General features: G+C 41.5%; 8 protein-coding genes. 4 read left to right on the top strand and 4 right to left on the bottom strand.

Annotated elements, in window-relative coordinates:
* Positions 1-57: 57 nt before the first annotated feature.
* From AC1DU2_RS08550 to AC1DU2_RS08565, 4 genes are all read right to left on the bottom strand, one after another.
* Positions 58-1,605: a RagB/SusD family nutrient uptake outer membrane protein gene (locus tag AC1DU2_RS08550; protein WP_477359855.1), complete on the bottom strand. Its 1,548-nt coding sequence runs from the start codon at positions 1,603-1,605 to the stop codon at positions 58-60.
* Between the two features lie 10 nt (positions 1,606-1,615).
* A complete protein-coding gene (locus AC1DU2_RS08555; protein ID WP_477383732.1) occupies positions 1,616-4,594 on the bottom strand; it encodes a SusC/RagA family TonB-linked outer membrane protein in 2,979 nt (992 codons plus the stop codon).
* Positions 4,595-5,095: 501 nt separating this feature from the next.
* The gene (locus AC1DU2_RS08560; RefSeq protein WP_477383733.1) at positions 5,096-6,706 is read right to left on the bottom strand and encodes a DUF6377 domain-containing protein; all 1,611 of its coding nucleotides are present in this window, start codon (positions 6,704-6,706) and stop codon (positions 5,096-5,098) included.
* Positions 6,707-6,945: 239 nt separating this feature from the next.
* Positions 6,946-7,935, bottom strand: a complete 990-nt coding sequence (locus AC1DU2_RS08565; protein WP_477383734.1) for a LacI family DNA-binding transcriptional regulator — start codon at positions 7,933-7,935, stop codon at positions 6,946-6,948.
* Between the two features lie 299 nt (positions 7,936-8,234).
* Here AC1DU2_RS08565 and AC1DU2_RS08570 point away from each other — a divergent pair, with 299 nt between their 5' ends.
* The 4 genes from AC1DU2_RS08570 (at position 8,235) to AC1DU2_RS08585 (ending at position 13,416) form a co-directional block, all read left to right on the top strand.
* Complete coding sequence (locus tag AC1DU2_RS08570) at positions 8,235-9,005, top strand: DUF6377 domain-containing protein (RefSeq protein ID WP_477383735.1); 771 nt, start codon at positions 8,235-8,237, stop codon at positions 9,003-9,005.
* A gap of 43 nt (positions 9,006-9,048) precedes the next feature.
* On the top strand, positions 9,049-10,401 hold the full coding sequence (locus AC1DU2_RS08575; protein WP_477359845.1) for an MFS transporter: 1,353 nt from the start codon (positions 9,049-9,051) through the stop codon (positions 10,399-10,401).
* A 58-nt stretch (positions 10,402-10,459) separates the two neighbouring features.
* Positions 10,460-12,412 (top strand): alpha-amylase family protein, encoded by a 1,953-nt coding sequence (locus tag AC1DU2_RS08580; RefSeq protein ID WP_477383736.1) that lies wholly within the window; start codon positions 10,460-10,462, stop codon positions 12,410-12,412.
* 149 nt (positions 12,413-12,561) lie between these two features.
* Positions 12,562-13,416 (top strand): universal stress protein, encoded by an 855-nt coding sequence (locus tag AC1DU2_RS08585; RefSeq protein ID WP_477383737.1) that lies wholly within the window; start codon positions 12,562-12,564, stop codon positions 13,414-13,416.
* Positions 13,417-13,519 lie beyond the last annotated feature (103 nt).

Genomic DNA, 13,519 nt, shown 5'->3' on the forward strand with positions numbered 1-13,519 from the left:
AAACGTAGCGGAAAATTTCCGCTACGTTCTGTTATAAATCAAATAAACCCCAATATATTAATAACCTGCGTTTTGTTTAAGGTTAGGGTTGGTATCCACAGCACGCTGAGGAATAGGGTATAAAGTTCTTGTTTTATCAGTTTTATTAGGGCGCTGATCAACCGGATCATTGAATTTTTCGAAACGGATCAGGTCATTCCTTCTCCATCCTTCATAATAAAGCTCGCGGCCACGTTCGGCTAATATATTGGCTGCTGTTAAAGCCCCCAATGCAGTAGCACCACGTGTTGTTCTTAAGCTGTTAACAATACCCAAAGCTGTTTGGCCGTTAGGATCGGTACCACCGCGCATAATAGCTTCAGCTTTCATCAATAATACATCAGAGTAACGTAAAAGGATGTATGTATTTGTAGCATAATCATCATTTACAGAACCATCTGGTTTAGGCTGAGGGAAATATTTAATAACCCTGATACCTTGTGCCTCTGTTGAATAATTTAAGTTAACATCCGGAGTAAAAATCAATGGAGCGCCACCACGTTGTTTTAAGGCAACATTTCCGGGACCGTATTGCTGGCCGATAAGGAAACCTGTTCTTAAACCATTGTACTCGGTTAGTTTTGGATAAGTACCACCAACACGCTCATCGCCGGCCTCAAAGCTGTGATAAAAATCGGCAAGGGTTGTAAAACCATTCCAGCTGCTTGGGCTTTGGTTGTAGTGCATACCCATTCTCCAACGGTTGTGGGTATTTGCAGGTGCATTTGTTGAGGTATTTATACGACCAAAGATGATTTCGGTACTTAACGTGGTGTTATCCCATGAAAAGTTATCAAAATATTTACCAGGACCATTTAAATGGAAACCTGCTGCAGTTACCGCGTTGCAATAGCCTATTACTTTGTTCATATCTGCCGCATCAAAAGTAAACGGACCGCCAACGGCTGTTGCTTTGTATACAGCTTTATTAAGGTAAACCTTAGCCAAAAGCGCCTGTGCAGCGGCTTTGCCGGCATGGCCAATGTCAGTAGGTGTGCCAAGGTTAGCTTCTGCAAATTCCAGATCTTTAATGATAAAATCTGTTGCTGCGCTACGGTTATAAACTGTAGGGATCGCATCTACCGAACCGGCAGGGTCTCTGAAAGGCGCCTGGCCGTAAAGATCAACTACTTCAAACATAAAGTAAGCCCTTAAAAAACTGGCTTCGCCTTTTACCTGGTTGGTTACACCAGATGCGTTGATAACCTGTGTAGCACGGTAAACACCTGTATTCAGCTCATCCCAGGTATCATTTACCTGGTTGTGAAATGCATCCCAGGTGTGGGTATGCAATTTACGCCATGTTCCAAAATCGCCCCAGTCAGTTCCCCTTGTTGGGCCCATCATTTCATCTGTCGGATGCTCTTGTAAAGCGTAAGTATTGGCTTGGTTTGATTGTCCGTTTAATTGCGAGTATACGCCACCAAGGTCACCGGAAGATCCATTACTTGCCGCCCTTACTTCCTTTGAACCATAAACCTTTTCATTCAGCTTTGTACAACTCATTGAGGCAAGCACAAGTGCTGCCAGGCAGGTTGTTCCAATTTTTATTGTTAATTTTTTCATATCAATATTTTTAAAATCCTGCATTAATTCCAAAAGTGTAGGTACGTGCCTTTGGATAGCCGGTATAATCAATACCTCTTGATGGCACATTGTTAATTTGTTTGTTAACGTTAATTTCGGGGTCAAGTCCTTTGTAGCCTGTAATTAAAGCCAGGTTTTGTCCGGTTAAGCTAAACCTAAGCGTTTTAAATATTTTGCTGTTTTTGATAGGGAATGTATAACCAAGGTTAACGTTTGATACACGTAAAAAGTCGCCTTTTTCTAACCAGCGGGTTGATACCTGGCCAGAGTTTAACGCATTTTCGTTAGTGAAAGCTACATCGTGCGATACGTTGTGGCCTGTAAGCAAGCTACCTCTGTAGAAGTAAGCGTTGGCAGTGTTATCATACACGTAGAAACCGGTAACCGCATTTAAGAAAACGCTTAAATTCCAGTTGCCATAAGTAAAGTTATTGGTTAAGCTGGCGGTAAACTTAGGAAGCGCGCTGCCTTGCAAAGTCTGCACGTCAATACCATTAGGATAAATACCAAAACCATCTTTATCTAACCCGTTGTATTGGGCCACTTTAAATGTGAACAATGGATAGCCGTTTTGGATAACCTGCGAGAACGCACCAGAAAGACCCTGACCGTTGATAGCTCCTGTTTGTACAACACGACCTGTAAAGTTCTGCACGTTGTTTTTCAGGAAGGTCATGTTATAATTAACATCCCATTGAAATTTTGAACTTTTAACAGCTTCAAGGTTTAAACCAATCTCTAAACCTTTGTTAATAACATTACCTGGTAAGTTAATCCAGATACCGGGAGCTGCTGTAGGTTGCGGGAACGCATTGAAAAACAAAAGGTCTTTAGTGCTTTTGTTAAAGTAATCAATGGTACCTGACAAGCGGCCACCAACAATTGTGAAATCAATACCGGCGCCGTAAGCAGTGGTTGTTTCCCATTTCAAATTAGGGTTAGGGAAGTAAAGCTGGCTGCTGTTACCTGCCAAATCTGTTTGGAATACAGATAATGACTGATAAGCAGGGAATTCCTGGTTACCTGTTTTACCGTAATTTAAGCGCAGGCTTAAATCATCAAATAAGCTTTTAGGAGCAAAGCTTTCATTAATGATTTTCCATTTAAGTGCCAAAGCCGGGAAAGTAGCGTATTTATGGTTCGAACCGAATTTAGATGATCCGTCGGTACGTACTGTAGCAGTCAATAAATACTTGTCTTTATAAGAGTAATTTAACCTTGCATAATATGATTGCAGTTCAGACTTGGTTGTATCGCCAAAAAGGGGAAACCTGTCTTTAAAATCATTCATATTTTTCACCAATACGTTTTTCGTAGAAGTTTGGGTCCTGATATCAATAAGGCTTTTGTTGTTGAATACCTGGTATGAATAACCGCCCAAAATAGTAAATGAACTGTTATCGCTCCATTTCTTTTCGTAGGTTAAGGTTTGCTCAGTGATCTGGCTGCTCAATTTCACAGTTTGCAAATCGCCCTGGCCAATTCCGGAAATTGAAGGAACTGTTTTGCCCCTGATGGTGCTGCTGCTGGTATAACCTTGAATAGTTGGATCATAAAAGGTAGTGCGTTTTGCCAGCGAGTAATCATTACCAAAAGTACCGCGATAGCTTAAGCCTTTGGCCAATTTTACAGTGATGCCTATATTACTAAGTAACCTGTTCACATTGTCGCTGTCATAGGTGTTATTCAACATATCAACCGGGTTAAGGTTGCTGCCATCAAAGTAATAAGTACCGTCGGCATTCTTAATCGGGTAGGTTGGGTTAAGGCCAATTGTAGCACCAATTAAACTACCCTGGAAACCAGCATCGTTGGTTACCGGGGCGTATTGGTTTTTCACATTTGAACCAGCCAGCGTAAGGTCTAATTTTACGACATCTTTAAATAACGACTGGTTGGCGTTCAAGTGACCGGTTAAACGTTTTAAACCAGATTTTTTGATGATACCATTTTGGTCATCGTAACCAAACGAAGCCCTGTAGGTAAAACCATCTTTAGCACCACCGAAACCAAGGTTAACGGTTTGCGAAACAGCTTTGCGAAAAATCTGATCCTGCCAGTTAGTGTTTGCACCTTTATTAATGGCGTTAGCATCGGCGCCTACACCCGCAACAGCCTTCAAAAAGTCGGGGCCATTCAGGATATCATAACGGCTTGCAGGGGTACTTAATGAAGTATTTTCTGAAAACTGGATACCTTGTCCTTTACGGCCTTTCCTGGTGGTAATTAATACTACACCGTTGGCGCCACGTGAACCGTAAATTGCCGAAGCCGAAGCATCCTTTAATATAGAGATGTTTTCGATATCGTTAGGGTTCAGGAAAGATAAAGGATTCCTGGCCGATGACATACCAATAGGGCTTGAGCCGCTTGACGCAGCATAGCTATCATTTGATACCGGCACACCATCAATTACATACAAAGGATCGTTACCGGCCCTGATAGAACCTGTACCGCGGATATTGATAGAAGCTCCGGCGCCTGGCTCACCGCTTGACTGCGTTACTGTAACACCGGCAATACGGCCCTGAAGTAATTGATCGGGGGTTGATATAACACCCTTGTTGAAATCTTTGGTACTAAGAGAAGCTACAGAACCTGTTGCATCTTTTACCTTTTGGGTACCATAACCAATTACCACTACTTCATTTAATGATCTACTTGAAGTTTCAAGGCTTACATTAATAGATGTGCGGCCATCGAGGTTTACCGTTTGGCCAACGTAGCCGATGTAAGAGAATTTAATTGCGGTAACGTTACCGGCAACAGATAATTTGTAATCACCATCTGCGGTTGTAATGGCGCCACCCGTAGCTCCTACGGCGGTTACCGATACTCCCGGAAGTGCTGATCCATCTTTCTTGTCAGTTACTTTTCCTGTGATTACTTTGTTCTGGGCCATTGCTGCGGCCGAGAAAAAGACAAATACAGCAAAGAAACATACTTTGAGTAAGTGTTTAAATTGCATAATTACTGAGATTTAGTTGAATTGGTTTAATTAACTGGTTTAGACTTTTTTGGTTTGATAAAATAACCTTTCAATTAGCGGCCGGCATCTCTTCAAGTATTTTTTAGTTGAAACCTTGATGAAAAAATACTTAATTAAACGTTAAAAATTCTCGTTTAAAACCAATTAACATGGCGTCAATGAGAACTTAACTAACAATACCGGCTACTGAAAATGTAATGGTTTATAATATTACACCTGAAAATCTTATGCAATTTAGTTATTAAAGCAGTAGAAAAATGTGATGTGGGGCACAAGATTGGCAAAACGCTGATAATTTTAAATTTATATAAACATTTTCGATGTTTTTATTTTTTATTGGTCTAGTTATCAGGTATTTAAAAAAAAATAGAACTATAAAAATATAAAGTTTTTATTACCTCTATTTTAACAAAATCCGGTACTAAATTATCCAAAAATTGCTTTTTGAACTTTATAAATGCTTATCGGGACATCTAAAAATTAACTGATGTCAAATGGTTTGATATTCATGATGCGTTGTTCAAATTGTTCGGGGTGTAGTGATTTGGCTTTGATGCGCATTTTATAAACGTAGATGGTATTCACCGAATATTCTAATATTTTAGCAATAGTATCGTTATCGGCAATACCCATTCTGATAAGCGCGAATATTCTTAAATCGGTATTCAATAACTCATCTTCCTGTGGCCAAATCTGATCCTTCTCGTCAAACAGGCTGTTGAATACGTTAATAAAGTTTGGAAATATTTTCACAAAAATATGGTCAAAACTATAGTATAAACTCTCACGTTCTTTTTTAATATCTATATTATTGATGAGCGAGGTAATGGCATCGTACTTTTTCATCGAAATTTTAGCTTCGATAGAAACCTTCAGGTTCTCGAGCTTTAATATATACCCCGATATCGCTTTAAAAAATTGCCCGATATACTCTTCCTTAATTTTGGCGTCTACCAGTAGCTTGCCGTTTATATCGTTAAGCTGTACATTTTTCCCTTCAATTATCTTTTCCTTGGTTTTTAGTTTTTTAAGCTGTTTTACAATCATCACCAGGAAAAATACCACCAACAATGCCAGGGCAGTTAATGTAAGCAGCAGGATCAGGAAGCGGTTTTTTTGATGTTCGGAGTTATTAAGTTCGGCGGCGGCAATAATTGGCAAAATAGACCCTATCTGTATTTTTCGTTGCCTTGCGCCATAAAAATCGGCATCTTCTTTAGCCAATTGTATAAAACTGTAAGCATCTTTTATATTACCCTCTTTATATAAAAGGTCGGCCAGGGTATAAAGAGCAACCGTTTCACGGGTAGATGACTTAATATCGGCGATGGCCGATTGAATCATCAGGTTAATCCCCTCTTCTTTTTGATTATCCTGCAGGTAAATCATCCCTAATGAGCAGGAAACCATTGCTCTTAAGTGCATGGTTATCACCATGTCTTTTTCAAGCAGCTTACCAAACCAAACTTTACCCTGAATGTAGTTACGTTCCTGCAGTTTTTGTAAACCCAGCAGGTAATTACGGCTCACAAAGTCATCGCCGCAAAAAGATATTGCCGAATCAATTGATTTATTGCCGGCTGTAATGTAACCGGGCGTAAAATATTTATCGTTGCTATAATTAGCTATATCGTAATAACACCTGCCCAAAAAAAAATAATAGTCAATTTTGGCAGGGTTCTCCAAAACCTTAACATCAACCTTGTGCAAATAATCAAAAGCTTCATGAAACATGCCCGATGATAGCAGGATGAATGCCATTTTTACATAGCTATAATATTCACCCTGCTTATCGCCCCGCTGCTTACTTAAGCCTATCATCTTATCCACGTAAACATAGGCCGAATCAAACTGGTACCCCTTATACTCGCTGTAAATGCTGTTTAATGTAGAAAACTGCGCGTCGTAATCATCTTTGGATAGCCTCGATCTGTATAATTTCAGCTTGTTAATCCGCAACTCTTTAGTATGCTCATAAGTGCTTTTTTTTCCAATCTCGGTTTTTAATTCTTCAAGTAAATTATTTGTAGTATCAGATGCAAATATTGACAAAGAAGTTAATAACAATAAGAAACAGAAAAAATACTTCATGCTTATATAATTCAAAGGTTTAAACAAATTGGTTAACCCGCCCTCCATGGAACAATATTCAAGTAAACTGTAACCGCATAAAAACAACTCCGGCACAGGTTTTCTTTTTATTTTACTACTATGAAATTGAAATTACGGGTTTATATCTCAAAGATATATAAAGGAGCAGTCTTTACGGCTTACTTTATTAACATTATTAAACCCTACAGGCGTATTGGCAACGCTGCTCTGGCAACGTATTAAAGCGAGCCTCCCTCTACCAGAACGGAGTTGATTTTTATCTCCTGTGTCCCGGTATTTCCGGCTATGCATGCCATCATTTTCACAAAAGCGCTTTTTGCCAGTTTAAAGCCGCTGGTTTCAATATAGGTAATTTGCGGATAATAAAATGTGGGTACCTGGCCCTCACTTATAGCTATAATACCTATATCGCCAGGTACATGTAACTGTAAGGTTTGCACAGCTTTCATAACCCCTATCAATATCTCATCGCTCATGCAAAATATGGCATCCGGCAGCTGCCGGGCTAACTTATTCATTACAACCTCAAAAGATTTATTTATTGAGCCCGCGTGATGAATGGCTAGCCTAACTTCGGGATTAGCCGCCCGCAATGTTTCGGTAAAAGCAGATAGCCGTTTTTTGGTGATAGATAGCTCCTCATTGCCAAAAACGGCCAGAATATTTTGTTTGTTTCTAGCTATCAGTGTTTTGGCAGCTATGGTTGCCGCCATTACATCATCAACACATATTTTAATACAGCTTTCGGCCGCGGGTACTTTATCAAAAAAAACAATAGGGATATGATGATCACCTTGCTTAAAAAAGCTGCTGATATCCGTGGTTTTAGTAGTTATAGAAATAAATATGCCCGAAACCCTCCCCTGTCGGCATCGTTTCAGGTTTTGCTGCTCTATCAACGGGTCGTCGCCAGATTGCAGCATCATTAACGAATAACCGTATAGCCGCACCTCTTCTTCGAGCGAGCTGATGAATGACTGGTAAAAATCATTGGCAATTGTGGGTATAATTACTGCCAACTCCTTGCTTTGGTTAGTCCGAAGATTAATTGCGTAGGTGTTAGGCTCGTATTCTGCAACGGCAGCAAGTTCTTTAACCTTTTGCCTGGTTTCTTTTGAGATGTCCGGATGATCTTTAAGTGCCCGCGAAACTGTGGAGATACTTAAATTAAGCATCTCGGCAAGTTTTTTTAATGTTATATCAGGCATGGAGTTGGCTGTTGGTAATCGGCAATTAAAAGTAGTACATTTTTTCGATTTCAATTTATCTATATCCTTTTAACGCGTTAAGCAACGCTTATGCACTCGCACTCATTACTTTCATCCAGCATTATGGCCGGCGTTTCCTAACTATTTTTCAACAACAAACATTATCGCAAACGTTTGCGGGCTGTTGCAAACCTTATTCTGGTTGTGGTTCGTATAAAACGTGAAAGCTAAACCTTACTTTTAAAAAAGTATTACCAATTATAACCTGTTACCTTTTTGCCAGTTAAATTACCAAAGACATGAGCATATATCATACTGCCTCCGTTTTTTCATTTTTTTGCTATACTTATCTTTTTGAAATAAGCGAAATAGCTTTTTTAAAAAATATACCTGCGCTTATACTTCACCCCTCCTCGCCATACACCGTTTTGGCTATAGCCCTCACGGTATCAGTATTGATATCGGTTACCTCTATATGCAGAGTTTTTGCATTATCAAAGCAAACAAAGTTGCAGCAGAATATTATAGCGGGCCAGCAATCGAGGCTACTTAGTTTAAACGCCATAATTGAGCAAAACGGCCAAAGTAAAGCCGACCACATAGGCCACTTTGTTTGCCTGGTATCTGACTATATTACCAAATTTGAGAAGCTGCACCGAAGCATAAAACGCAATGCCGACGTAAAAACCTACCGGGATATACTGCCATTTTTCAATGAAACAGACATTAAACAGGAACGCAAATCGCTTTGCCGCGACTTTGACAAGTACTTTTTAAAGGCCTTCCCCAATTTTGTTATGGAATTTAACGCTATGCTGAAAAAGGACGACCAGATATGGCCAAAACGTATCGGCCAGTTAAATACCGAACTGCGCATTTTTGCCCTCATGAAATTGGGCATTACCGATTGTGAAACGATTGCTGGCATCTTAGAATATTCGGCCAATACCATCTACGTTTATAAAATGCGCATCAAGGCCAGGCTCAATGTACCTGCCGACGACGCTGATGGGGTTACGCTATTCAAAGCTTCATTTGATGAAGCCGGCCGTTACGTCAAATCCGCTTAAATATGCCATACTTTCTTAACTTATCACCATTTAACAACCATCCATGTCCATTTTAAAACCCCGTTTAAGTTTCTGGCAAATCATTAACATGAATGTCGGTTTTTTTGGCATCCAGTATAGCTTCGGGCTTCAGCAAACTGCTATAAATCCCCTGTATACTTTTCTGCATGCCAGGCCCGAAGATCTGCCACTGCTCAATTTAGCAGGGCCAATGACAGGTTTGCTCATCCAACCTCTTATTGGAGCGCTGAGCGACAGAACATGGCACCCGCGCTGGGGCCGGCGTAAACCTTTCTTTTTAGTAGGCGCCATTTTTTGCAGCCTTTGCCTTTTTGCGTTCCCCTTTAGCAGGGCGTTATGGATGGCTGTTGGTTTACTGTGGATATTAGATGCAGCCAATAATACCGCCATGGAACCTTACCGCGCATTTATAGCTGATAAGCTGCCCGAAAAGCAACGGGCCTTCGGCTTTTTAACACAAAGTTTTTTTACAGGCCTCGGTATTACCCTGGCCAATTTATCGCTTGGCTTTTTTAAAAACATCATATCGGGCAGTACAAAAACCAGCGATGGGCAATCAGGTATCCCCTACTGGGTTTTCGGGTCGTTTTTTGTGGGCGCCATCTGCTCCATTGTTTCAGTCGTTTGGTCGGTTACCACCACGCCCGAGATCCCGCCTACCGAAGCTGAACTGACCGAACTAAGGAGCAGGAAGAAAGGGCTTTTTGAACCTATAAAAGAAATTTTTGCAGCCATTAAACATATGCCCGGCATTATGTGGAAACTGGCACTGGTGTACCTATTTCAATGGTATGCCATGTTTTGTTACTGGCAGTTTGTATCGTTAAGCATAGCAAAATCGGTATTTCATACCACCCCCGATGGTAATAAGGAACTGTATGAGCAAGCCGTTGTATGGGCCGGCAAAGTAAACGGATTTTATAATATAGTTACTTTTTGCTCGGCATTCGGTTTGGTTTGGCTTGCTCAAAAATTCAGTGCCAAATATGTACATATAGGCTGCCTGCTCATGGCGGGTGTAGCCTTGCTGATATTCCCGCACCTTACCGACAGGAATTTGTTGTTTGCGCCAATGGTGGGTTTTGGTATAGCCTGGGCCAGCATGATGGGCGTGCCTTACATTATGGTAATAGGCAGCATCCCCAAGGAACGGTATGGCGTTTACATGGGCATCATCAACATGATGATTGTTATACCTATGATATTACAAACCATTAGCTTTGGCTTTATTTATAAAAATTTCCTGGGCGATAACCCATTAAATTCCATCACTTTTGCCGGGGTATTATTATTAATAGCAGCTACAGCTACCATACGCATTAAAAAAGATACCATAACAGATGATGTAATAGTACCAGCCGGGGCCGGGCATTAATTATATTTATATCGATAGCCTGTTTTATCAACCCATTTTTGGATAAAATTTTATAATCGTGTACAACCATCAATTACATCAGCGGGTTAACAGTATTTTAAACCAATACAACCTTGACATAGCCGGCACCGACAACGCATTTTACATACGGCTGATGACCAGCGCCGATACCATACAAGACCTTTATCACGAGATCTACGGCAGCCATGCGGCTGCGGCACCAGTATTTGAACAACTGCTTTTAAATATCACCAAGGCTTATGCAACCAGGCCTGCGGTGTTTAAAAATAAAGACGAGGCAAAGATTGCAAAGGACAATTGGTTTTTAAGTAACCAAATTACAGGCATGAGCCTGTATGTAGATAGATTTTGCGGCACATTAAGCAACCTGGGCAATAAGCTGGCCTATTTTGGAAAACTCGGGGTAAATTTTTTGCACCTGATGCCCCTATTTGAAAGCCCGCCCGCTGCAAGCGATGGGGGCTACGCGGTTTCCGATTTCAGAAAAATAGACGAGCGATTTGGATCACTGGCCGATTTAAAGCGGCTGCGCCGGAAAATGGACACCAAACAAATGTACCTCATGACGGATATTGTGCTTAACCATGCATCCAACCAGCATGAATGGGCATTAAAGGCAAAAAGTGGCGACCCTAAATACCAGGATTATTTTTACATGTATGATGACAGGGTAATTCCCGATCAATATGATCAAAGCATGCCCGAAATTTTCCCGGAAAGTTCGCCCGGAAACTTTACTTACATACCGGAGTGTGATAAATGGGTAATGACGGTATTCCATCATTACCAGTGGGATTTAAATTATAGCAATCCGGCTGTGTTCCTGGAGATGTTGGATATTGTATTTTTTTATGCCAACCTGGGTGTAGACATTCTGCGGATTGACGCGCCGGCGTTTATCTGGAAGCAACTGGGTACCAATTGCCAAAACCTGCCGCAGGCGCACGTATTGTTGCGCCTTATTAAGCAATGCGTGTTGGTAGCAGCGCCGGGCCTGGCGCTGCTTGGCGAAGTCATTGTGGCCCCCGCCGAAATCATGAAATACTTTGGCAGCGGACGGTTTGCAGCCAAAGAATGTGATTTTGCCTATAACGCTACCCAAATGGCACTACAATGGGATATGCTGGCTACCGGCGATACCCGTGTAATGCTTGCCGCACAAAACCAATTATTACAAAAACCATACGGCTCCTCATGGATTACGTATACCAGGTGCCATGACGATATTGGTTTAGGTTACGACGATGAAATGATCAGGAAAGCCGGTTATGACCCGTATCGGCACCGCCGGTTTTTGCAGGATTATTATACAGGAAATTTTGTGTCGAGCCCATCGGCAGGCGCTTTATTTTCGGCGAACCCCCAAACGGGCGATGCCCGCATCAGCGGTTCGCTGGCTTCATTATGTGGCCTTGAAAAGGCTATAAAACGTAATGATACTGGGGCAATAAACACCGCCGTTCAAAAAATTTTACTGATGCAGGCACACAGCTTTTTTCTTGGCGGCATACCCATGATTTTTTATGGCGATGAGGTAGGTTATACAAACGACTACTCCTATTTATCCGATGAGGCTAAAAGTTATGATAACCGGTGGATGCACCGCCCGGTAATTGACTGGCATAAAAATGAACTGATAAATACCCTTGGTACGGTCGAAAATATTGTTTTTTCGGGCACTCAAAAGTTAATCGCTATCCGCAAAAAAATACCTGCTGTGGCCGATCATAATAACCTGGCTTGGTTTAAGCCATATAACATTCATGTAGCGGGCTACTCACGGGCCTACAATGGGCAGGTGTTTTATGGGGTATTTAACTTCAGTAATGAAGTATGCTACCTGTCCTGGGCAGCCTTTGGATTAAACCAGGGCAGTACCACAAAGTTAACGGACCATTGGTCGGGCAAAAACTATAACGTTACCGATAGCGATGACTACCTGATAATTGAGCCCTTTGGTTTTCATTTAATGGGGGCTTTACAGCCTTAATCGCGCAATATTTTGACGACCATTGGGCAGGCCATGTCCCGCCCAATAGTCGTTTTGATTTTGTAGCAACTATCACCTTGTACCGTGACCATCGTCATACTTTTGCCGTAATAATTTAGCCAATTTTACTCCCGGTTAAACGGCAAAAAATGAAAACAATATTGATTCCTACCGATTTTTCAGAGAACGCCCGGCATGCAGCCGAATATGGCTACTATCTGGCTAAACAAATGAGGGCAAACGTATTACTGTGCAACGCGGTTATTATCCCGGCAGAGATACCGCAAGCAGGATTCACGGGCTGGCTTGGGGGAGAAAGCGAATTATTGATGGAAGATAGTACCGATGAGTTACAGCGCTTAAAAGCCCATCTTGAACTCATTGACCGCACAGACACCTTTAGGCCCCAGGTGGGCTATGTAAATGACGCGGGTCGGGTTACAGATGTGGTGAACACCAACTGTTCCGCGGCCGACGTTGCTCTGGTTGTTATCGGGAAGCACGCCGCCAGCGGCTGGAGTGGCTTTTTATTGGCAAACCACACCAACGCGCTTATTGATGCCGTCAAAAAGCCGCTGCTGGTTGTTCCGCGCCAGGCACGTGTAGAGATGGTTAAAAAGATTGCTTTCGCCACTGATTTCAACAAAATAGGGAAAGACATTAAATCGATATATGAATTGATAGCATTAGCCCGGCCCCTTAATGCCGAAATTCTGCTAACCCATGTCTACACCGAAAAGCACCATTCTCCCGCACTCCAGTTATTGATAGATCAGTTGCTCACCGAACTATCAAACAAAGCCAACTACCCGCACATTTATTATCGTGCGTTAGAAGATACCACTGCCGAAAGGGGCCTCACCTGGCTTTGCAAACACGGACAGGTAGCTATACTGGCTATGAACCATGGCCCCTATAGCTTTATTGATGATGTTTTAAACTTAAGCCACACAAAAAAAATGGCTGCCCACCTTTCGGTTCCCTTGCTGGTTTTCCAGGCGTAATTAGTTTGGAAGCCAGCTGAATAAACGCGTAAATTTGGGTTAACATAACTTAACACATTTTAAATATATTTTTTATAACTATTTAATAGTCAATATTTTATAT

The organism is Mucilaginibacter sp. P4_C11 (assembly GCF_056402115.1).